Annotated in this window: 26 protein-coding genes and 1 tRNA gene; 2 read left to right on the top strand and 25 right to left on the bottom strand. The window is 38.5% G+C overall.

Going from position 1 to position 22,568, the window contains the following annotated elements:
- Positions 1-30: 30 nt before the first annotated feature.
- From ELX58_RS01540 to ELX58_RS07810, 4 genes are all read right to left on the bottom strand, one after another.
- Positions 31-103: transfer RNA gene (locus ELX58_RS01540), tRNA-Arg, on the bottom strand.
- 42 nt (positions 104-145) lie between these two features.
- Complete coding sequence (locus ELX58_RS01535; protein WP_133441411.1) at positions 146-1,429, bottom strand: DEAD/DEAH box helicase; 1,284 nt, start codon at positions 1,427-1,429, stop codon at positions 146-148.
- Positions 1,430-1,448: 19 nt separating this feature from the next.
- A complete protein-coding gene (locus ELX58_RS08035) occupies positions 1,449-1,937 on the bottom strand; it encodes a GH25 family lysozyme (RefSeq protein ID WP_257791767.1) in 489 nt (162 codons plus the stop codon).
- Positions 1,938-1,993: 56 nt separating this feature from the next.
- On the bottom strand, positions 1,994-2,164 hold the full coding sequence (locus tag ELX58_RS07810) for a hypothetical protein (protein WP_162614585.1): 171 nt from the start codon (positions 2,162-2,164) through the stop codon (positions 1,994-1,996).
- 150 nt (positions 2,165-2,314) lie between these two features.
- Here ELX58_RS07810 and gntK point away from each other — a divergent pair, with 150 nt between their 5' ends.
- A complete protein-coding gene (gntK, locus tag ELX58_RS01525) occupies positions 2,315-3,850 on the top strand; it encodes a gluconokinase (protein WP_133441409.1) in 1,536 nt (511 codons plus the stop codon).
- A gap of 82 nt (positions 3,851-3,932) precedes the next feature.
- Here gntK and rlmD read toward each other — a convergent pair whose 3' ends face one another.
- The 8 genes from rlmD to ELX58_RS01485 all read right to left on the bottom strand — a co-directional run bounded on the left by rlmD (position 3,933) and on the right by ELX58_RS01485 (position 14,248).
- Positions 3,933-5,300, bottom strand: coding sequence for a 23S rRNA (uracil(1939)-C(5))-methyltransferase RlmD (gene rlmD, locus ELX58_RS01520; RefSeq protein ID WP_133441408.1), 1,368 nt, complete (start codon positions 5,298-5,300; stop codon positions 3,933-3,935).
- A 79-nt stretch (positions 5,301-5,379) separates the two neighbouring features.
- Positions 5,380-6,393, bottom strand: a complete 1,014-nt coding sequence (locus ELX58_RS01515; protein ID WP_133441407.1) for a diacylglycerol kinase — start codon at positions 6,391-6,393, stop codon at positions 5,380-5,382.
- An 11-nt stretch (positions 6,394-6,404) separates the two neighbouring features.
- Positions 6,405-7,829, bottom strand: a complete 1,425-nt coding sequence (gene gatB, locus ELX58_RS01510; RefSeq protein WP_133441406.1) for an Asp-tRNA(Asn)/Glu-tRNA(Gln) amidotransferase subunit GatB — start codon at positions 7,827-7,829, stop codon at positions 6,405-6,407.
- A complete protein-coding gene (gene gatA / locus ELX58_RS01505) occupies positions 7,829-9,295 on the bottom strand; it encodes an Asp-tRNA(Asn)/Glu-tRNA(Gln) amidotransferase subunit GatA (RefSeq protein WP_133441405.1) in 1,467 nt (488 codons plus the stop codon). The genes gatB and gatA overlap by 1 nt, the downstream gene beginning before the upstream one ends.
- A gap of 10 nt (positions 9,296-9,305) precedes the next feature.
- Entirely contained in the window at positions 9,306-9,620 is a 315-nt protein-coding gene (gene gatC / locus ELX58_RS01500; protein WP_133441404.1) for an Asp-tRNA(Asn)/Glu-tRNA(Gln) amidotransferase subunit GatC, read from the bottom strand.
- Between the two features lie 45 nt (positions 9,621-9,665).
- A complete protein-coding gene (locus tag ELX58_RS01495) occupies positions 9,666-10,775 on the bottom strand; it encodes a CamS family sex pheromone protein (RefSeq protein ID WP_418620989.1) in 1,110 nt (369 codons plus the stop codon).
- A gap of 42 nt (positions 10,776-10,817) precedes the next feature.
- Entirely contained in the window at positions 10,818-13,079 is a 2,262-nt protein-coding gene (pcrA, locus tag ELX58_RS01490; protein ID WP_133441402.1) for a DNA helicase PcrA, read from the bottom strand.
- Positions 13,080-13,147: 68 nt separating this feature from the next.
- A complete protein-coding gene (locus ELX58_RS01485) occupies positions 13,148-14,248 on the bottom strand; it encodes a 5-(carboxyamino)imidazole ribonucleotide synthase (RefSeq protein ID WP_162614584.1) in 1,101 nt (366 codons plus the stop codon).
- 170 nt (positions 14,249-14,418) lie between these two features.
- On the opposite strand from ELX58_RS01485, the gene ELX58_RS01480 reads away from it, so the two are divergent.
- On the top strand, positions 14,419-14,682 hold the full coding sequence (locus ELX58_RS01480) for a DUF2187 domain-containing protein (RefSeq protein ID WP_133442549.1): 264 nt from the start codon (positions 14,419-14,421) through the stop codon (positions 14,680-14,682).
- Positions 14,683-14,761: 79 nt separating this feature from the next.
- Here ELX58_RS01480 and rpsI read toward each other — a convergent pair whose 3' ends face one another.
- The 13 genes from rpsI to ELX58_RS01415 all read right to left on the bottom strand — a co-directional run bounded on the left by rpsI (position 14,762) and on the right by ELX58_RS01415 (position 22,559).
- Positions 14,762-15,154 (bottom strand): 30S ribosomal protein S9, encoded by a 393-nt coding sequence (gene rpsI, locus ELX58_RS01475; protein ID WP_133441400.1) that lies wholly within the window; start codon positions 15,152-15,154, stop codon positions 14,762-14,764.
- Positions 15,155-15,167: 13 nt separating this feature from the next.
- Positions 15,168-15,611, bottom strand: a complete 444-nt coding sequence (rplM, locus tag ELX58_RS01470; protein ID WP_162614583.1) for a 50S ribosomal protein L13 — start codon at positions 15,609-15,611, stop codon at positions 15,168-15,170.
- Between the two features lie 114 nt (positions 15,612-15,725).
- Entirely contained in the window at positions 15,726-16,544 is an 819-nt protein-coding gene (gene truA / locus ELX58_RS01465) for a tRNA pseudouridine(38-40) synthase TruA (protein WP_133441399.1), read from the bottom strand.
- Between the two features lie 7 nt (positions 16,545-16,551).
- Positions 16,552-17,346, bottom strand: coding sequence for an energy-coupling factor transporter transmembrane component T family protein (locus ELX58_RS01460; protein ID WP_133441398.1), 795 nt, complete (start codon positions 17,344-17,346; stop codon positions 16,552-16,554).
- Complete coding sequence (locus ELX58_RS01455; RefSeq protein ID WP_133441397.1) at positions 17,339-18,214, bottom strand: ATP-binding cassette domain-containing protein; 876 nt, start codon at positions 18,212-18,214, stop codon at positions 17,339-17,341. The genes ELX58_RS01460 and ELX58_RS01455 overlap by 8 nt, the downstream gene beginning before the upstream one ends.
- Positions 18,184-19,023, bottom strand: coding sequence for an energy-coupling factor transporter ATPase (locus tag ELX58_RS01450; protein ID WP_133441396.1), 840 nt, complete (start codon positions 19,021-19,023; stop codon positions 18,184-18,186). The genes ELX58_RS01455 and ELX58_RS01450 overlap by 31 nt, the downstream gene beginning before the upstream one ends.
- Positions 19,024-19,250: 227 nt before the next feature.
- A complete protein-coding gene (gene rplQ, locus ELX58_RS01445; protein ID WP_133441395.1) occupies positions 19,251-19,625 on the bottom strand; it encodes a 50S ribosomal protein L17 in 375 nt (124 codons plus the stop codon).
- 26 nt (positions 19,626-19,651) lie between these two features.
- A complete protein-coding gene (locus ELX58_RS01440) occupies positions 19,652-20,602 on the bottom strand; it encodes a DNA-directed RNA polymerase subunit alpha (protein ID WP_133441394.1) in 951 nt (316 codons plus the stop codon).
- Positions 20,603-20,668: 66 nt separating this feature from the next.
- Complete coding sequence (gene rpsK / locus ELX58_RS01435) at positions 20,669-21,055, bottom strand: 30S ribosomal protein S11 (protein ID WP_133441393.1); 387 nt, start codon at positions 21,053-21,055, stop codon at positions 20,669-20,671.
- Positions 21,056-21,083: 28 nt separating this feature from the next.
- Complete coding sequence (gene rpsM / locus ELX58_RS01430; RefSeq protein WP_133441392.1) at positions 21,084-21,434, bottom strand: 30S ribosomal protein S13; 351 nt, start codon at positions 21,432-21,434, stop codon at positions 21,084-21,086.
- Positions 21,435-21,455: 21 nt separating this feature from the next.
- Positions 21,456-21,575, bottom strand: a complete 120-nt coding sequence (rpmJ, locus tag ELX58_RS01425; RefSeq protein ID WP_133441391.1) for a 50S ribosomal protein L36 — start codon at positions 21,573-21,575, stop codon at positions 21,456-21,458.
- Positions 21,576-21,601: 26 nt separating this feature from the next.
- The gene (gene infA, locus ELX58_RS01420; RefSeq protein WP_133441390.1) at positions 21,602-21,820 is read right to left on the bottom strand and encodes a translation initiation factor IF-1; all 219 of its coding nucleotides are present in this window, start codon (positions 21,818-21,820) and stop codon (positions 21,602-21,604) included.
- Positions 21,821-21,884: 64 nt separating this feature from the next.
- On the bottom strand, positions 21,885-22,559 hold the full coding sequence (locus tag ELX58_RS01415) for an adenylate kinase (protein ID WP_133441389.1): 675 nt from the start codon (positions 22,557-22,559) through the stop codon (positions 21,885-21,887).
- Positions 22,560-22,568 lie beyond the last annotated feature (9 nt).

Below are 22,568 nucleotides of genomic sequence, written 5' to 3'. Positions count from 1 at the left end.
AATTTGGCTCTTTTTTATTCCTTCAAGTAATGGTCCTACTCGGATTCGGACCGAGATCGACCGCTTAGGGGGCGGTCGTCCTATCCAATTAGACTATAGGACCATGACATGAATTATTTTCTCACGTTAATTTAATAAAGTAAAGCTAGTGTTGATGACGGCGATCTTCTTTTCGCCACTTATGCCACATGCCTTTGTTTTTAGAATTCTTGCGCTTTCGCTGATGATGTTTGTGACTGTGGTAATGACGGTGCTGATTAGGCTCAGTTATGTGCTTTTTCTGTGGATGTTCAGCATGATCCTTAGCTCGAGCTTTTTTAAGCTGTTCACGGTTCAGGATCTGTTTATCGTAGAAGTAAATCAATTCAAAATGATAACCTAACCCCTGGCATTCATGCCTAAGATCACGAAAGTCATGACTATCACCAAAGTTAATTACTAATCCCTTGTGACCCATTCGACCGGTTCGGCCAATTCGATGAATGTATTCAATTTTATGCTTAGGGACTTCGTAGTTAATCACTGCGGGTAATGCAGGAATATCCAAACCACGGGCGGTAACATCGGTCGTTAAAAGTAACTGGATTTTGTTCTTACGAAAACCACGCATAGCTTTAGCTCGTGGAATCTGACCTTGGTATCCAGCTAATTTTGCAACACGGTGAATGTTAAGGTGCTTAAAGTAACTATACGTCTGGTTAAGTTCCTTTAGATTATTAAAGAAGACTAATGCTTTAAAATGCGGAACGTCCATCAACATCTTAAGCATTAGATTGCGTTTTCGCATCCCGATTCGTAATAAACCATGAAGAACGGGGCCACGGGTCTTATCCTGACGACGAACATCGATCCGTTCAACATCTTGGGCGAACCATTGCTTTAAATGATGAAGAATGTCAGTATCCGTGGCGGAGAAAAAGCTTAATTGAACGTGGGATGGACCGTGATCCAAAATCCCACGAATGACTTCAAGTGTATTACCAGTCAATAAATTATCGGCTTCATCGATCACGACTGACTGCAGGTGCCCTAATTTTAAGTGGTTACTATCAACTAAGACCTGAATTCGGCCAGGCGTTCCAACAACGATCTGCGGGTGGCGTTTCTTCAGATTTTCCTTCTGTCGACGTAAATTAGCACCACCAATTAGAGATAACACCGTAAGATGAAGTAGATTAGCCCATTCACGAGCAACGTGACTGGTTTGAATCGCTAATTCTTGCGACGGTTCAAAGATTACGAGTTGAGATTCAGAATCCCTCGTCACGTTTTCCAATAACGGTAACAGGAAGGCAACCGTTTTACCAGAGCCCGTTGGCGATAAGCCCACAACGTTATGACCCGTGGATAACGGTTGATAAACCTTCTGCTGAATCAGAGTTGGCTTATGATACAGTTTATAAAAATGTTCTTTAAATACTTTTAACATTCAAAATACCTCGATTAACTTAATTAATGTGGTTTAAATCCGAAAACTCACGCCAGTTACGATGATTACCATTAAATACAAATTGAGTAACGTTATTATCCTGACCGTTTAAATTCAAGGTTTCCTTTGGATTTAAGACCATCAACCATTCTTGAGGACTTGGTGAATTATTAATCCAAACGTGTCCTAATTTCAACTGATTAGCGATCGGACGTGATGTCCAGATGATCACCGGCTGATGATAATGCCGTTTAACGTCATTAACAAAAACTTTTAGTGATGCAATCCTGGACTTAGTTAGCGGTCGTTTAGAACTAACTTGAACAGCGATCGGTAATGAACCAACCCTGGTCGCAATCTGATCTTTAAAATTCTTAAATTGATCTTGCGGGTGGCTAGCAAAACTAAAAACGTGGTAAACACCAATATCTAAGCTAGAACCTTCCGCTCTTTGATAATTATTATCAAAATCATTATCAGTATAGATGGAACCTTGAGTTGCTCGAATATATACACGAATTTTTGACCGGTTTTCGCCAACGAAAAGAAGTCAACGTACCCATCCTATTGGGTTACACCAACGCCTCGATATGGATATTGATTAAGCCGTGACATCTCATAATGATGATAAACCGAAACGCTGCTTATTAGGCCGATTACTAATAAAATGACAATTAACATCGGCCATAAATATCCTGACGATTTAAAATTATTCTGATCAACTCGTCGACGCAAATGGTTCCATCCCCCGTTAGCGCGCTCAACTTCTTGGACGATCAACAATTATCAAGTATAATTGAGTTGAGCGGCTGACGCTACTCAGTAATTTTTATCATATAACTTTTATCTAAAAAGATAAAATTTTGAAAGGAACGCTAATTTATTATGGATTATGTTATTGGTGCCGATATTGGTACCACTAGTATTAAACTGGTCCTTTATAACACTAAAGGTAAAGTACTAGGGTATGTAAATAACGGCTACAAATTGTATCAGGATGCTCCTGGAATGGCCGAAGAAGATCCACATGAAATCTACTTGGCAATGTTAAAGGGACTACATGATTTAACCAGTAAAGTTGACAACCCAAGTGACATTAAAGGAGTTTCATTCTCCTGTGCCATGCACAGTTTAATTTTATTGGATAAGAATCACCGTCCATTAACCAGAGCTTTAACATGGGCCGATAACCGAGCATACAAATATGCTGATCAACTTAAGCACAGTGATTTAGGTCCCAAGCTTTACCAAGCCACTGGAACCCCGATCCATCCAATGACACCATTAACTAAAATTATGTGGTTCCGCAACGAACGCCCCGACTTATTCAAGAAAGCTCATTGGTTCGTTGGCTTAAAAGAATACATCATTTACCTATTATTCGGTACGCTTAAAGAAGATTACTCAATCGCTAACGCCACCGGAATGTTCAACATTCACACCATGGATTGGGATCCAACCGCATTAAAAGTTGCCGGCGTTAAACGTGACCAGTTACCAGAATTAGTTGATACCACCTACCAATTAAAAGGTTTAAATTCTCACGTTGTTAAATTGACCGGTCTTGATCCAAAGATGCCATTCGTTATCGGTGCATCTGACGGACCTTTAGCTAATTTAGGTGTTAACGCTATTCAACCCGGTGTATTAGCAATCACCATTGGTACTTCCGGTGCCGTTCGTGTAATTACCGATAAACCGAAGACTGATCCTAAGGGCCGTGTCTTCTGTTACTACCTCTACCATCACATGTGGGTAGTCGGTGGACCCGTTAACAACGGTGGAATCGTCTTCCGCTGGATTCGTGATCAGATCTGTGGCTCCGAAAAAGTTACCGCTAAGGAACTTAACATGGATCCATACGACCTGTTAACTAAGATCGCTTCAACCGTTCCTGCTGGATCTGATGGTGTTATCTGTCATCCATTCTTAGGCGGTGAACGTGCACCAATTTGGGATGCTAACGCCCGTGCATCATTCTTCGGTTTGACCCGTCAAGACGGCATCCCGCAGATGATCCGTGCCGCTTTAGAAGGTATCGTATACAATTTATTTGCTGTTAATAAAGCCTTAGAAGACGTCGTTGGTAAGCCGAAGAGTATTCAAGCCACCGGTGGCTTTGCCCGTTCTGGTTTATGGCGTCAGATGTTAGCTGATATCTTCGATCAGGAAGTTACCATTCCAAAGAGTTTTGAAGGTACTGCTTTAGGTGCCGCCACTCTGGGTATGTTAAGCTTAGGCTTAATTGATAACTTAGGTGAAGTTAAGAACTTCGTTGGTACTACCCGTTCATTAGAACCAATCAAGAAGAACGCCGACGTTTACAAAGAATTAATCCCAATTTACCTTCGTCTTGGTAAGAAACTTGAAACTGAATACAAAGCAATCGCTGATTTCCAGCGTGAACACCACGAAGGTTAATTTACAAAATTAATCTTAATCATACAAAAACACCGTTTAATTATGATAATTAAACGGTGTTTTATTTTACATTAATAAAGAATTACTTTCGTTCCAATACCGTAACCGATTCGATTTGAACCGTTTGCGGAAACTGGTCAACCGGCTGAACCGGTTGAGTAACATGATAGCCCAACTGGTTAAAGCGACGAACGTCACGCACTAACGTAGCTGGCTTACAAGAAATATAAACGATCTTTTTTGGTTTGACAGAGGCCGCACTCTTGATAAAGGATTCTGCAAGGCCCTTTCGTGGCGGATCCACAAAAATCACGTCAGGTCGAATCCCGTGTTTTGCCCATAATGGCATTTGGTCTTCGGCTCGATTAGCAACAAACTTGACGTTATCGATATGATTTAACTTAGCGTTAACTTTTGCATCTTTAATTGCTTGTGGAACAATTTCAACACCGTAAACCCGTTTAACGTATTTCGCAATCGATAATGAAATCGTCCCGATTCCACAATAGGCATCAATTGCAATCTGATTTGGCTTTAACTGGGCTTCTTTAATCGCAATTGAATACAGCTTTTGAGTTTGGACCGGATTAACCTGATAAAAAGCGTTTAAAGAGATTCTAAAGGTTAAGCCCATTAGTTGGTCATCGATGTATGGTTTACCATATAACAAACGATTTTTAGTCCCTAGAAGAACGTTATTGTCACGTAAGTTAATGTTGTGGATAACACTCTTAACTTCGGGACACTTATCCACAATTGCTTTAGTAATCTCTTCAGCATGCGGTAATTTCTTGGACCGGGTAACCAATCCCACCATAATTTGATGCGACTTTCGACCACGGCGGACCATGACATTACGAATCACACCTCGATGAGTTCGCTCATTATAAGGGACAATCTGATACTTTCGTAAGATATTACGAACTACCAAAATCGTTTGATCAATCTTTGGATCCTGAATATAGAAATCAGTGATCGGGACCAAATAATGGGAATGTCGTTTATAAAAGCCGGTCTCTAATTGACCTTTAACCATCTTAACGGGAATCTGAGCCTTATTACGGTATTGATAAGGTTTCTTCATTCCGATGGTGGGCTTTACCTGAACCTTTAAGCCAGCCTTTTTAAATAATTCAGCCACCTGATCATGTTTAAATTTTAACTGAGCAGGATATTTTAAATGTTCTAACGGCGCAATCCCCGTTTGTAAATATTTTTCATCAATTGAATGAACACGATCGGGACTCTGTTGATAAAATTTTAGGACTTTACCAAAACTAAAGTGACGTTTAACCCGAATAATTCGTGTCAACACATCTTCACCTGGTAAAGCATTATTAATAAATATTGGAAAATCCTTATAAATCCCAACGCCTAAGCCCTGATAAGTCAAATTAACAATCTTAACTCGATAGGCCTGGCCTTGTTGAACTGGTGCTTTTACTTTCATGATTGATTCACCTTTGTATAAACAAAAATTTTGCCGTTGAGTTAAGCGACAAAATTTTCTCAATCTAATTCGAATTAACTTAAAACTTAAATAAATGATTAACTCGCTTTAGAAAACGCTTTTCAGTCATCTTAGGACCATTTGATTTTGGTTGACGAGTGATGTGTTTACCAACTAAAGCGTGTTGAGGCATTTGATCAATATTAGCGTAAACTTCGATGTGCTGCTTTAAATTCTTAAATGTCATCGGTGCGTTACCACCATATTCACCATCTAAATTAATTTCCATTTTATTATTAATCGGTTTAGCAACTAATTTACTAGTCTTCTGAATAATAACCCGTGGATCATTTAGATGTTTACCATTGATGGCTTCAGTTAATAACTGGATAATCTGTAAAAGGTTACTGGTCTTAACGATAATTAAGGTAAACTCGCCATCATCCAATGATGCGTTTGGAACAACGCGCTCCAAACCACCAATGGAATTCGTCATTGCCAATAAGAACATTGAAGCTTTGCCCCTAAAATGACCACCATCGTATTTCAAATCCATCTTAATGGGCTTAATCCTGGGTAACAATTCAGCACCCTTAACCAGATAAGCCAAATAACCGAAGACCGTCTTTAGATCAGACGGAACGTCATACGTTAATTCGGTCAACAGGCCACCGCCAGCAATATTCATAAAGTAATTCTGGTTAGCCTGACCGATATCCATCTTGAACGTTTCGTCCTTTAAAACGACCTTTGCAGCTGCGACGGGATCATCCCGAGGAATTCGCAATGCACGAGCAAAATCATTCGTCGTTCCACCAGGAATAATGGCCATCTTAGGCCGTTTTTTTAACGGTGCTAAACCATTCACTACTTCATTAATGGTCCCGTCTCCACCGGCGGCAACCACTAAATCAAAACCTTCCTTAGCAGCTCTGATCGCTTCGTTCTTAGCGGAATTCGGGGCTGGAGTGGTGGCATAGGCACTCGTTTCGTAACCGGCCTTTTCAAAGACGCCTAAAATATCAATCATTTTAGACTTTAAAAGTTCACGGCCTGAGGTTGGATTATAAATTACTCGTGCACGTTTACGCATAATCAAACTCCTTATTTATTTAAAGCTTTATCAAGCATCTTACTTACCATCTGTGGGTTAGCTTTACCACGGGTAGCTTTCATAACTTGACCAACTAAGAAGCCTTTAGCACGATCCTTACCATTTCGGTAATCAGTAACTGATTTCTGGTTCTTTTGCATAACGGTCTTAACCAAGTTTTCTAGCTTATTAGGATCTGATAATTGAACCATTCCATTAGCCTTAACATAAGCTTTAGGATCTTTACCTTTAACTAGAGCGTCCTTAAAGACTTTCTTGGCGATCTTAGTTGAAATAACGTTTTTATCGATTAATTTAAGTAACGCGGCAACGTTCTCTGGCGTTAACTTAGTGTTCTGGATTTCAACCTGTTTACTGTTTAAGTAAGAACTGATATCATCCTGTAAGTAGTTGGCAGCCATCTTTGGTTTAGCACCGGCTTTAACGGTTTGATCAAAGAAGTCTGACATTTGCTTAGTTTCAGTCAAAACATCCACGTCTTCTTTAGTTAAGCCAAAGTCATGAATGTAGCGATGTTCACGGCTGGCAGGCATTTCAGGCATGTTCTTCTTGATCTTATTGATCCAGGCATCAGAAATTGTTAACGGTGGAATATCTGGTTCTGGGAAGTAACGATATTCATCATTGCTTTCTTTATAACGTTCTAAGTAGGTCTTACCATTAGCTTCATCTAAACGACGGGTCTGTGGCAAAATCTTACCACCGGACATTAGAACTCGTGCCTGACGTTTACTTTCATAACTAGCAGCCATTCGAATGTAGTTAAATGAACTGACGTTCTTCATTTCAGCACGAGGTCCTAACTTCTTACTGCCAATCGGATGAAGCGATACGTTGGTATCAGCACGAACGCTACCTTGTTCCATCTTGGCATCAGAAATGCCTGTGAACATAATAACCTTTCGTAAGGTCTTGATGTAATCATAAGCAACTTGTGGTGATGGAATATCAGGTTCAGAAACCACTTCAAGTAACGGTGTGCCCTGTCGGTTCAAATCAACGAAAGAATAACGAATTCCATGACTGTTTTTACCGGCATCTTCTTCGATATGCATTTCATGAATGCGAATCTTGTAATTTTTGCCACCACTCTTGACCATTAAATAACCATTTCGAGCGGTTGGCTTATCAAACTGAGTAATTTGGTAAGCCTTTGGGTTATCTGGATAAAAGTAGTTCTTACGATCAAAACGTGGGTGATGATCAATCTTAGCGTGTAAAGCAATTGCGGCTTTAACACCATCAGCAACTACCTGACGGTTAATGGTTGGTAATGTCCCAGGATAACCCCAGTCGATGACGTTCGTATCTTTGTTTACTTCGTCACCATATTTAACAGGAGCTGGACTAAAAATTTTTGATTTAGTATTTAATTCAAAATGAGTTTCTAAACCGATATTAACTTTGAAATTCATTATTTATTGCCTCCCATTTTTGGTACTCGTTTATGAAAATCAGTATTCTGTTCAAATGCATAACCAGTACGGTAAACCGTCTGTTCATCAAACGGACGACCGATTAATTGCATTCCAATTGGAAGGCTGTCTTTAGTAAATCCATCTGGAATTGACATACTTGGTAAACCAGCTAAGTTAACCGGAACGGTTAATACATCGTTCATGTACATCTTAATCGGGTCAGAAATTTCACTACCAAGGTCATATGCTGGTGTAGTACTAGTTGGTGCTAAGATAACGTCATGATTCTGATAAACTTTCTTAAAGTCATCAATAATCAAAGTTCTTACCTTAGCGGCTTTCTTAAAGTAGGCATCAACGTAACCAGCGGATAAGCAGAACGTCCCTAACATGATTCGACGCTTAACTTCATCACCGAAGCCTTCTGAACGACTCTTAATGTATAACTGTTCTAGGTTCTTAGCATCTGGAGCACTGTATCCATAACGGATCCCATCGTATCGTTCTAAATTAGATGAGGCTTCACTTGAAGATAAGATGTAGTAAGCGGAAACTCCATACTTAGTGTGTGGTAAAGATACCATGTCGACTTTAGCACCCAGCTTCTTGTACACTTTGATGGCATTTTCAACGGCATCCCTAACGGCAGGATCAATCCCTTTAGCCATGTATTCTTTTGGAACCGCAATTCGGAGCCCCTTAACACCGTCTTTAATGTGAGCAGTGAAGTCAGGAACCTTTTTATCGGAACTTGTTAAGTCATGGACATCATGACCTGCAATTGCGTTAAGCATAACGGCGTTATCAAAGACGTTACGGGTCATCGGACCAACTTGATCCATACTGGATGCAAAGGCGATGATGCCCCAACGGGATACTCGACCATAAGTTGGCTTCATACCAACAATTCCGTTAAAGGCAGCTGGCTGACGAATCGAGCCACCGGTATCAGTACCTAAAGCAGCTAAAACGTCACCACTGGCAACCGCAACGGCGGATCCACCAGATGAACCACCAGGAACCTTTTTGTGATTCCAGGCGTTATGAGTCTTTTGGAAAGCAGAGTTTTCGGTTGAACCACCCATAGCAAATTCATCCAGGTTGGTTTTACCAACGTCAATGGTACCGGCTTTCTTTAATTTCTTAATGACGGTTGCGTCAAAGATTGGGTTAAAGTTATATAACATCTTAGAAGCGGCAGTGGTCTTAACGCCCTTCGTAAGAATTAAATCTTTAATTGCAACCGGAATTCCACTTAATAAATTCTTTGGATCGATACCCTTTTTATCAACAGCTTGAGCACGTTTGATTGCCTTATCTGCATTAACAGTAATGAAAGCTTTTAATGCTGGTTCAGTTTTCTTAATGTTAGCTAAAGTCTGACGGGTTAGATCTTCAGCTGAAATATCACCATTAACTAGTTTTTGGTGGACGCTAGTTAAGCTTTGATTTAAAAAGTTCATTAGCAAATCCTCACTTTCGTTCGTTCTTCTGCTGTTTAACAATTACAGGAACCTTGATGAAGCCATCGGCAATCTTCGGTGCATTCATTAATAATGCATTTCGTTCGCCCCAGTCTTCAGGAACGTCCGGTCTAGTAACGTCTAACTGATCAGTAACACTGTAGGTTGGCTTAACGTTAGATGTATCGACCTGACTTAAGGTCTTGAACATCTTCATGATGCTTTGGATCTGTTTAGTAAAATATGGTAATTGCTTAGCACTAAAATTCAATTTAGCTAAATGAGCGACCTTTTGAACTTCTTGGTCGTCAATCTTTTGAGTCATACCGATATCCTTCTTTCATTTTATTAATTGATTATATCTATTTAATTAATAACTGTTAAATACGTGTGCAGAGAAGCTCTTACTACCACTCTTTCGAGCTAGGAAGCTTTGAACACCTTCTGTTGATTTAACGGTAATATCAATCGGCATCCCACTTGGTAAGTACTTCTTAGCAGCCGTCTGTAAGTATTGCGTAAACGCAATGATTTCGGTCTGGCTATAGAACTGCGTTGTAATATTAACGTGCATTCCACTTAACGAACCATTAATATAATGAGCCTGAGCAGTAACTCCACTCAAATTAGGGAAGAAGTTCTGAACTCGTGACTTAAAGTTACTAAAGTCATTAGCATCGTTGGCGTGCTTACCTTTATCACCTGAATTAGACGGGAAGACGTAATTTCGTTCATCAATTGGCTTCCAGCCATCAATGCTGGAACCTTTGTTTACGGAATAGGCAAAGAAATTACCACCAACTAAGCTATCATCAGAACCTTGACGATATAAGCCGATTACGATCGGAATGTGCTTTAAGCCTGGTTTACGTCGTAAACGAGCCAAGACTTTGGCACCGATCTTATGACCTTCGGCTTTAACGGTAGCGTTACTAATTGATTTCTTATAAGTCGGTCCATATTTCTTCTTTTTGTAGTAGTAAATCGAATTAATACCTAACCCAACCGTCATGCCACTTAACTTTAAGTGTTTACCATGCTGGGTTAAGAAATCCTGTTCATCCATTTGTTGTAAGTATAACGGGACTTTGGTTTCTTTCCCGGACGGGTTTAATCCCTGAGAATTTTGACTCTTTCGATCAAGCCAATGTTCAGTCGTCTTGGTGGAAATGTGCTGGCCTTCCTGGAAGATGTACTTATTAGTCGGGAATTCTTTCTTGGAAAGGTCTAGCAGACCATTTTCAAAACTCTTTAAATTAAGTTGATTAGCGTCTTGCTGAACATCAACCCCACGGGATTTACTGGTCAAGTAATGACCGTGCTTAATCACGCTCTGATAATTACTATTATTCGCGTGACCGGTTAATTGAGTGCCGTTGTTAGAAGATGGTCTTGATGATAAATTACCAAGTCCACAACCTCCTAGAATCAAAGCACTCGAGGCAATAGCTAAAAACACTTTTAGCTTTTTCAAAGCAATTACCTCCATGAATATGTTTAAAAATTGCTCTCTTAATATATTTTACTTAACTTTGTGAATTGGCGCAAACGCAGCAAGTAGCCGCTTAATTCCACGATCAGGAAATGCGATATCCAATTCCATATCTTCACCAGAACCATTCACTTTAATAACGGTGCCAACGCCCCACGCACGGTGCTTTACACGATCACCAATGTGCCAGGGTTTCTGATCAGCTCCCGTTTCCTTAGGCTTTTCAACTTTAGCCGTATGATACGGCTGCTTAAATGCCGTGTGGTCACGACGCCGATCAAACGGTGTCCTGAAGTAATGCTTTCGGAAACCCGGTTCAGATCTGTTCTGATCATCACCGACTTTTTCAATTAAACTCGGGTTAATTTCCTTAATGAACCGCGATGCTGGATTGGACTGAAGCCGTCCATAAAGCATTCTTGAATAAGCGTTTGTTAGATACAACTTCTTCTTAGCACGGGTAATTCCAACGTAAGCTAATCGGCGTTCTTCCTCTAATTCGGAATGATTGCCCATAGCACTAGCTAACGGAAAGATACCTTCTTCCATCCCGATAATGAAGACAATCGGGAATTCCAGGCCCTTAGCTGCATGTAACGTCATTAAGGTTACCTGAGGTTTCGATTCATCAACGTCATCCTGTGCGGATACCAATGATAAATCAGCCAGGAACGTTGCTAGTCGATCCTTTAACGGAACTTCACGATGATTCTTATCAAACTGAAGTGTAACTGAGATGAATTCTTCAATATTTTCCACACGGGTTTTAGCTTCTAGAGAATTAGAAGCTTTTAAAGTTGGTAAATAGCCACTGACGTCCAGAACCTTTTTGGTTAAATCAGTTACATTTAGCTTTGGAATTTGCTTTCGAAGCGTATTAATCATGGTGCCAAAACGAGTCATTGAATTCTTGGCACGGGTACTAATTTGATTAGCTAAGTCTAAATGACCGGTTGCTTTTAACAAACTCCAATGATTTTCACGAGCAAAATCAACTAATTTGCCAACACTGGCTTTACCAATCCCTCGCTTTGGAACATTAATAATTCGCTGTAAATTTAACGAATCACTAGGATTAGCTAATATGGTTAAATAAGCTAAAATGTCTTGGATTTCTTTTCGGTCGTAGAACTTGTTACCACCGACGATGTTATACGGGATATTAGATTTAAGGAACGTTTCTTCAATTACACGTGATTGGGCATTGGTTCGATAAAGAATTGCAAAATCATTATACGAATAATTATATTTTTTGTGATCTTTAATGATTTTGGACACCACAAAATGGGATTCATCTTCGGCACTCTGGCCACGATAATAACCCACTTTAGGACCGGTAGCGTTATCCGTCCACAGATTCTCGTCATCCTGGCCGTCATTATGCTTAATTACTGAGTTAGCAGCGTTCAGAATATTTTTAGTTGAACGGTAATTCTGCTGCAGAAAGACTTCATGAGCGTCTGGATAATCATCTTTGAAGTCAAGGATGTTATTCATGTTGGCACCACGCCAGCCGTAGATACTTTGGTTAACATCCCCAACAACACAGACGTTCTGATAACGTTTGCCCAACAGATGAATTAATTCATATTGAGCTTCGTTAGTATCTTGATATTCATCGACACTGATGTATTTAAATTTCTCTTGATAATATCGTAAAACGTCAGGAAATTTCTTGAATAAGATAATCGTTAGCATAATCAAGTCATCAAAATCCATCGCTTGATTTTGATGAAGTTCATGCTGGTAACGAACATAAACTTTAGCAACCGTTTTAGTAAACGGATTGTGAGCCTTATCCTGAATGTCTTTATATTCATCGGGTGTCTGTAAATTATTTTTAGCCATCGAAATTGCGGATAAAACAGCTCTAGGGTTCATCCGTTTTGGATCCATATTTAACTCACGGGTTAAGATATGTTTAACGAGGGTTCGCTGTTCACTAGTCCCCGCAATTGTAAAAGCACGGTTATAATTTATTTTTTCAGCGTTAAATCTTAAGATGCGCATGCATAACGCATGAAATGTTGATACCCAGGCACCCTGACTATGACCATTCAATAATTTAGTTATTCGGTCACGCATTTCTCGAGCCGCTTTATTAGTAAAAGTAATTGCCAAGATGTTCCATGGGCTAACGCCACAGGCTTTAATTAAATAGGCAATTCGTCTAGTTAGTACTCGGGTCTTTCCACTACCGGCCCCGGCCATAATTAGTAATGGACCTTTAGTGCATAAGACCGCTTCTTTTTGTTTCGAATTAAGTCCGCTTAATATATTTTCTTTAGGCAAAAACGATTCAACTCTTTCTATTGCAAGTAAATTATAGCATAGCGATTAGTTTTCAAGATTAATCCATTTTATAATTTATCAGCTTTAAATTGCTTCTTAACGTTGTCTAACGTATCGGCATGCATCAGCGCATAGCCTTTATGATGGTTAATTAATGAATTCAAGTCAAAATTAACTGAACTGTTATTAGACAATAATTTTTGAGCTTGACTTAAATTATGCTGATCAATCACACTGAGTAACCAAACCTGATGAAGTGACTTTGATTGAACGGGTAATCCAAATACAGAATGTAAAAAGGTTTTATATAGATTATCAGGAGTTAAATTATAAATGTTATTAACTAATTCAAATGGCAATTCAACATTATCAACGTATACCTGTCCATCAGGGGTTAAAATAAGGGAAAGCGTTAAGCAACCTTGATAGTCTAAATGGCTAGTTAAGTTATCGGTAATCTTAGTAAATTGATCAGAAACTTCAGATGATACCTTAGGGCTAAGGTCAGCCATCTTTAATTGTGGACCTTGATAATGTTCTTCAATCACGGGTAATAAAGTAACACCTGAATTTGATTTGATCAACGTTAACTTAAAGTATCGAGATCGTTTGGGAAGTGCTTCTAGTAAGTAGGTTTCACCATTAAACATATGACTTAAATGACCCAATTGACTTGGATCTGTAACCAAGACGCCATTTTGATGAACGTAACTTGTTTGAACGGGCTGGATATATAAAGGATCATGAGAATCACTTAAAGATTGCTTGACGTCATCTAGATTAAAGACAGTCTTATAAGGCAAGGACTTAATATTAAATGAATCCAATAGAACCCTTAAAATAGCCCGGTCATTAATCAAATCTAAAACTTTGGATCCCTGCGGAACGTTTGTAAATTGACGTAGATAATTAATTAAACCAGCGCTAATTCCGGAACCGTCAACATAGACAACTGTCTGACATTCATTTGCAAATTCTTTAAGGTGTGCCTTATCGTTGAGCTTACCGATTATCTTAAAATCAGCGGATCTTACGGCTGGATCATTTTTATCAGTATAGATCCCGATTTTAATCCCCAGACGATGAGCTTCATAGATTAATCGCGCAACATTAGCATTTTGATTACCAATAATACCAATTGTCGTCTTTAAGAGTGATAATTTACTCAAAATGTTCACGGCTCCCTTTTAACCTTTTTAAGTATGACGTTAATAATAAAATACCCAAACATCATTTTACATCATTTTAGTTATTCAAACTTACTCTTTACACCAAATTTCATTCGGATTAGATCGTCCCAATTATGTTAAAATAAGAATGTTAGGGGATGAATTTCTTGATTCGTAAAAAAAAGAAGTTAAGCTCTGCTGAATTAAAATATAACGTTGGTGACGAGGTAGCTTTTACTTTAGATAAGCAGAAGTTCGTAGGTCGAATCGATAAACGATACATCAATTCGTTCTTAATCTCATTTCATTCTGACGACCCGTCGATTGTGGATAAATACCATAACAAGACCGTTGTTAATAATAAGAAATTAAAATTGATTAAGGCTGCACCTAAAAAGAAAGCTAAAAAATCGGCTCCTAAAGCATCTAAATAACTTAAATCACGTAAATAAAAAAGGATTGCTAAAATTAGCAATCCTTTTTATATTATCTTGATTAATAAATAATCGATAATTAACGCTTAGAGAATTGACCTGCTTTACGGGCTTTCTTCAAGCCAGGCTTCTTACGTTCCTTCATACGTGGATCACGAGTTAATAATCCAGCTTTCTTTAATGGAGCTCGGAAGTCAGGGTCAACAGTTAATAATGCACGAGAAATGCCATGACGAACGGCACCGGCTTGACCGGAGTAGCCACCACCATTAACATTTGCTAATACATCATAATTACCAAGAGTATCAGTAGTATGGAATGGCTGCATAATAATTTCTCTTAAGTTAGGGAATGGAATGTATTTATCCATTGCCTTGTTATTAATAACAACTTTACCAGTACCAGGTACTAAACGTACACGTGCAGTAGAATCTTTACGACGACCGGTACCGCGATATTGAACTTTAGCCAATTAGATTCCCTCCTTAAATTAACTTACTAATATCTAATTTAACGGGTTCTTGAGCTTGGTTTTCATGCTTAGGACCTGCATATACATGCATCTTTAAGAATTCATGATGACCTAAGCTGTTGTGAGGAAGCATACCCTTAACTGCTAATTCAATTAAATGAGTTGGCTTAGTAGCTCTCATCTTACCAGCAGTCATGGACTTCATGTGTCCAATCCATGCTGAGTGATGATAATAAACTTTTTCGTCTGCCTTACGGCCAGATAATTTAACTTTTGATGCATTGACGATAACGACATTATCACCAGTATCAACATTAGGTGTATAAGTTGGCTTGTTCTTACCACGTAAAATAGAAGCAACAACGGATGCTAAACGGCCTAATTCAATATCAGCGGCATCGATAACATACCATTTACGTTCTACCTTACCGGCATGTGCCATATAAGTTGTACGCAATTTAATTCCTCCATGTTCTTTGTTTGTATCAACAATAAAATAACAATATTCCGGGGCTTTTATTGTGGAGGCAAACAATACCAACTCCAATAATACAAACTATTTATTATAAAGTCAATGTTGTCTGTCTTGATTATATGTATCCTTAGGGAATTTGGTCGGGTGTTTTGGATCTTCACCCTTATAAATAACTTTCTTTAGGTATAGACCACTTGCGGGTGCCGTAAAAACTGCTTGGTTACGATCCTTAACCTTATAAAGCCTTAAAATATCATGGACGGGTCGACGACCTGATCCAATCTCCAAAAGGACACCAACGATAATTCGAACCATGTTATATAAGAAGCCATTACCATAAAACTGAAAAATTAACTCATTTTCTTGATGGTCATAATGACATGTTGCGTTATATATAATTCTAACGTGATTCTTAACTTGAGAACCAGACGCACAAAAACTTGTAAAATCATGCGTGCCAATCAAGTCTTTGAGTGCAATCTGAATTTTATGCACGTTGACTGGAATTCGCCAGTGCCCCGTATAAAAGCGCTTAAAAGGATTCGTAAAGTGACCTAAGTAAGCTCGGTACATATAGATTTTACCAGACACGTCATATCGGGCATGAAACGTGTGCGGAACCTTTTCGACCTTTTTAACTTCAATATCCAAGGGCATCATACTATTAAGGCCTCGCCACATTCCGTCAACAGGAATGTTAAACGGAAAATCAAAATGTGCTACTTGGGCAAGTGCATGAACCCCAGCATCGGTTCTCCCGGAGCCATAAATTTTAATGGGCGGTTGAGGATTTTTAGCCATTGTATTAACAATATCGGTAATTGTACCCTCAACAGTTCTCAAGCCAGGTTGCTTCTCAAAGCCGTAAAATCGAGTCCCGTCATAGGCAAAGGTTATTTTATATCTAATACTCATAAATTCACTATCCTTTACTCATTATTTCCAAGGCACCAAAAAATAAATAAATGGCCCACGCAATGCCATCTAACTTCGTAAATGATGATTCATTGATTTGAGTTCGACGAATATTAGTTTGGTAACCTCTTGATAGCATTGCATAACTTAATTTCCTGGCTTGTTCAAACGAACTAAACAGAAGCGGAATAATTAACATCGCCATTTTTTTTACACGATCCGATAACGATCCGCTCCGAAAGATCATCCCTCTTGAACGCTGAGCTTTAATAATTGTCCGTAGTTCTTTATACAGCGTTGGGATAAAACGCAATGCAACTGAAATCATTAATGATATTATGTCAACCGGCAATTTAAGCTTCCGAAAAGGATTTAAAATCACTCGAATCCCGTTTGCTAATTTAGTGGGTGGCGTTGATAACGTCAGTAACGTAGAAATCAATATTATTAATAAAAATCGACAAAATACAAATGCACTGCTTGATAGGCCGCCTTCCGTAATTTTTATGGGACCAAGACCCCAAATCAGCTTTCCTGCTGGATCAAAAAACAACTGAAGTATCGCTGTGAATAAAATTATCAATAACAAGGGCTTAATGCCACGATAAATTACTTGGAACGAGATGTGGCACATCACAAAGCTAATTATTATTAATATTGATAATTCTGCATAATCAATCCAATGCGAACTAATTAACGTCATGATTATAAATAGTACACACAATAATAATTTGGATGCCGGATTCATTCGGTGAACCGGTGATGATCCTGGAATATACTCACCAAAGATAAAACTATTCACGGTAACGCCTCATTTTCAACGTGTTAACGATCAAACGCGACAATTGATGTAAATCCAATGGTAAATCATTTAATTTAATTCCCAATTGTGATAATTCATTCGCAAATCTAGGCGCAAACGGTAATTTAAGCCCTGATTTATGTAATAATTCAACGTTCTTAAATAATTTATCAGGCGTCACGTTTGCAACCAATTGACCATGATTTAGTACCAGAACTTGTGTAGCATATTTCGCAACTAAATCCATTTGATGTGTAACCATAATAATCGTTAAATGAAATTGCTTTTTTAATTTGCATAGCAACGTCATAATTCGATGCTCTTCAAAGCTATCTAATCCAACGGTTGGTTCGTCAAGAATTAAAATCTTTGGAAAACAAGCGATGACACCAGCAATCGCTACCCGTTTCATCTGACCACCTGATAGATCAAATGGTGATTTAGACAACATCAACTTTGATAAATTTAACGCATTAGCACTTGTTTTAACGGCTTTTTGCACATCGCTTTTATCAAAATCAAAATTTCGAGGACCAAACGCCAAATCATCTTCAACCGTTTCACCAAACAACTGATCCTGGGCAACTTGGAAAACCAATCCAACTTGCTTACGTAGTTTAATTAAATTACGAGTATTCATTTTAGAAGTGACACGAATCGATCCAACTTGGACAAGACCACGGGTTGGTCGCAATAGTCCGTTAATCTGCTGAACCAGTGTTGATTTACCACTGCCCGTTTGACCGACAATCATGGCAAACGAACCGGCTTTAATTTGAAATGAGACGTCAGATATTCCACCTTGAATATCAGGCTGATCACTAGGATATTTATATGTCACCCGTTTAAAAATAATTGGTGAAGCCACGACAATAACCTCGTTTCATTAAAGTGTTGATTAGGAATATCAATTCCTTGGCTTTTTAATAAGTCCCGTAAAGTATCTGGCTGAGGTAATCCCAAATGAAGTTTATGAAATAATGCAGAGCGTTGAAAAATAGCGTTTGGCGTCCCACTCGCAACAATCTTTCCATGATTCATTACAGCGATTTTCTGTGCATATTTAGCTTCTGATATATTATGCGTAATGTCAATAATCGTTAAATTAAAACGATGCTTTAAAGCATTAACTAGACGGATAATCTGATCTCGACCCTGTGGATCCAACATACTGGTACATTCATCAAGAATGATAATTTTAGGCCTTAATACAATGACATCGGCAATCGCAATTCGCTGTTGCTGACCACCTGATAAATTATCCACTAAAGAATCATAGTAAGAGCTCATCCCAACTAATGATAAAGATTTTCGAACGGCGTGTTTTATCTTGTCTGGGGCAACTTGCTGATTTTCTAGGCCAAACGCAACCTCATCTTTAACAGTGACACCAACAAATTGATCCTTAGGATTTTGAAACACGACGCCTATTTTCGGTCTAATTTTAAGAAGACTCTTACTTGTTAATAGCTGATGGTCAACTACAATTTGGCCACTAGTTTTAGGTACTAAGCCATCAATTAATTTAACTAACGTACTTTTCCCACTACCGTTTAAGCCAATTAGGGTCAGCCATTCACCACGATTAAGCGATAAATTTACGTCATTAACAGCTAATTGCTTAGCACCTGGATAATGATACGTTACATGATGCAACTGAAGTATTGGGTTGTCCATAATTTAACCAGACCTTAAATTTATGTATAAAAAAATCACTAACAGACTTATGATGCATAGGTCACCGACCCATATTCGAGCTAGACTTGGATATTCATCCATCATCGTAACGCTCTATATCATAAACCTTAGTGATTTTTAGAAATTATTCAATTACCAACGGTAATTAGATAAAATATGTCGTTTTAATAAATACGACTAATAAACCTTAAAAATATTTTTAAGATTTATACTAACTGTAAGATAACCATCGGAGCACCATCACCACGACGAGGCATGGTCTTGTATGCTCTAGTGTATCCACCATTACGCTTAGCGTACTTCTTTGCTAAGCTACCAAATAATTTCTGGAGTGCAGTGGTAACGGTGATGCTTTCACCATTTTCTTTAGCACTAGCAATTACATTTTCTAAGAATGAAGCTGCTTGACGACGAGCGCTTAAATCACCGCGTTTGCCAAGAGTAATCATTTTATCAGTGGTAGAACGAACATCTTTAGCTTTAGCTTCAGTGGTCTTAATCTGACCATGAACGATTAATTGGGTCGTTAAATTACGAAGTAAAGCACGTCGCTTATCACTTGTGCGACTTAATTTACGCATAACGGATTTTTCCTCCTTTATCGATCTTAATTATCTTTACGTAAAGATAAGCCCAAGTTATTTAACTTGTTCTTAACTTCATCAAGAGATTTTTGACCTAAGTTACGAACTTTCATCATATCCGATTCACTCTTATTAGTTAATTCCTGAACCGTATTAATTCCAGCTCGCTTCAAGCAATTATAAGAACGAACCGATAGATCTAATTCTTCGATTGGTTTGCCTAATAACTTTTCTTGATGAGTTTCTTTACGTTCAACCATTACTTTAGCGTTTTGAGCTTCTTTAGTTAGATCAACGAACATCTTAAGATGTGACGTCATAATCTTAGCAGCTAAGCTGATAGCTTCATAAGGTTTGATAGAACTATTAGTCCAAACGTCTAAGGTTAATTTATCATAGTCTGTTCGATGACCAACTCGGGCATTTTCAACTTGATAATTAACACGTTCGATTGGGGTATAAATGGAATCAACCGGAATTACACCAATTGGCATTCCGTTATTACGAGCCTTGTTTTCACTAGCTGAAACCCAGCCACGACCTTTATTAGCCGTCATTCGCATTCTAAAGTTTTTACCTTCAGAAAGTGTGCAAATGTGTAAGTCAGGATTCATAACGTGAACATCACCGTCACCTTTAATGTCACCGGCTGTAACTTCACCAGGACCCGTTACGTTAATGCTTAATGCTTTCTTAGTGTCATCTGGGCCATCAATCTTCAAATTAACTTTCTTAATGTTTAAGATAATTTGAATAACGTCTTCAGTAACCCCTTTAATTGTGGAAAAGGCATGAAGAACACCATCAATTTGAATACTGGTGATTGCGGCACCAGGCATGGATGAAAGTAAAATTCGACGTAATGAATTACCAAGAGTAGTTCCATAACCACGTTCTAATGGTTCGACAATAACTTCTCCATAATTCTTGGTTTCTTCAATCTTATGAATATTAGGTTTTTCAAACTTGATCATTATTATCTTTGCCCCTTTCAAAACGCATCGAGATAATCAACTCTCATTATTAAAAACGAAGTAAGATTATATTCGACGACGTTTTGGAGGACGAGATCCATTATGTGGAACTGGAGTTACATCACGAATTGCAGCAACCTGTAATCCAGTGGACTGAAGTGCACGGATAGCAGATTCACGACCGGAACCAGGTCCTTTAACAGCAACTTCAACGTTCTTCATGCCATGTTCCATAGCATCCTTGGCAGCAGCTGCAGCAGCCATCTGTGCAGCAAATGGTGTTGACTTACGGCTACCATGGAAGCCTAAAGCACCGGCAGAAGACCATGAAATAGCGTTACCTTGCATATCGGTAATCATAACTAAGGTGTTGTTAAATGTAGAGTGAATATGAGCAACACCGGTTTCAACATTTTTTCGAGCTCTACGCTTACGAGAATTTCGTTTAGCCATATGAACTTAAACCTCCTTCTGATTTAAATTACTTAGAAGCTTTCTTACCCTTACGGGTACGAGCATTATTTTTATCATGCTGACCACGAACTGGTAATCCTTGACGATGACGCATGCCACGGTAGCAGTCCATTTCTTCAAGACGCTTGATATTAGTACGAACTTCACGTCTTAAATCACCTTCGACCGTGTAATGATCAACAACTTCACGGATGCTGTCTTCTTGATCAGGTGTTAAATCTTTAATTAAAGTATCTGCGGGTACGTGAGCCTTTGCTAAAATTTCTTTAGCACGGTTACGACCGATACCATAAATAGCAGTTAAACCAATTACGGCATGCTTATTATTTGGTAAATCAACACCGGCAATACGAGCCATGTGCTACACCTCCTTATAAATTTATTTACCTTGTCGTTGTTTATGTTTAGGATTTGCTGAGCAAATCACCATAACGTGTCCACGACGATGAACAATCTTACAATGTTCACATAATCGTTTTACAGATGGACGTACTTTCATTTTTTATACCTCCCAGTATGAATAAATTACTTAAAACGATAAGTAATTCGACCTTTAGTCAAGTCATATGGAGACATCTCAATTGTGACACGATCTCCTGGAAGGATTCGAATGTAATGCATCCGAATTCGGCCGGAAATAAATGCCAAAATAGTGTGTCCGTTCTTTAATTTAACGTGAAACATAGCGTTCGGTAAGGTTTCAGTAACTTTACCTTCTACTTGAATAACGTTTTTATTAGACAAAAGAGTACCTCCTATATAGAGTACTACTCAATACGTTCTCTATCAACAGTAATTAGATGTTGATTTATAAGTTATCTAGAACGTTCTGAATTTCCTTATTTACATCATACATGTTCTTAGTTTGATCGATATCTGGATGACCATCAACAACATGTAATAAGTTACGTTTCTTATAAAAATCAAGTAATGGTTTCATGGTCTTCTTACCAACCTTTAAACGATTCTTAACCGTTGCGGGTTTGTCATCGCTTCGCTGGAAGAATTCATGACCACCACATACATCACAAGTATTAGCAACTTTAGGCATTCGGAATAATTTATTGTAAGTAGCACCACACTTCTTACACATAAATCGTCCGGATAAACGTTTAATTAATAATGGTAAATCAACTTTAATGTAAATTACCGCACTTAAAGGACGTTTCATCTCAGTGGTCATGTTTTCTAAAGCTTTAGCTTGGTCAACAGTCCTTGGAAAGCCATCTAAGATGTAGCCCTTTTTAACGTCATCTTTACTAAGACGTTCTTTGACGATACCACAAGTAACATCATCGGGTACTAAATCACCTTTATCGATGTACTTTTTGGCACGTTTACCCATCTCAGTTCCTTTATCCATAGCTTGACGAAAGATATCACCGGTTGAAATATGGGGAATACCATATTTCTTAACAATAAATGGTGATTGCGTACCTTTACCGGCACCTGGCAATCCCATAAAAATTAAATTCATTGACATTTAAATTTC

It is taken from the genome of Acetilactobacillus jinshanensis, from assembly GCF_004359375.1.
GTDB classification, from domain to species: Bacteria; Bacillota; Bacilli; order Lactobacillales; family Lactobacillaceae; genus Acetilactobacillus; species Acetilactobacillus jinshanensis.
The sequence above is the reverse complement of the archived record's forward strand: the minus strand, read 5'-3'. Positions and strand labels throughout refer to the sequence as shown.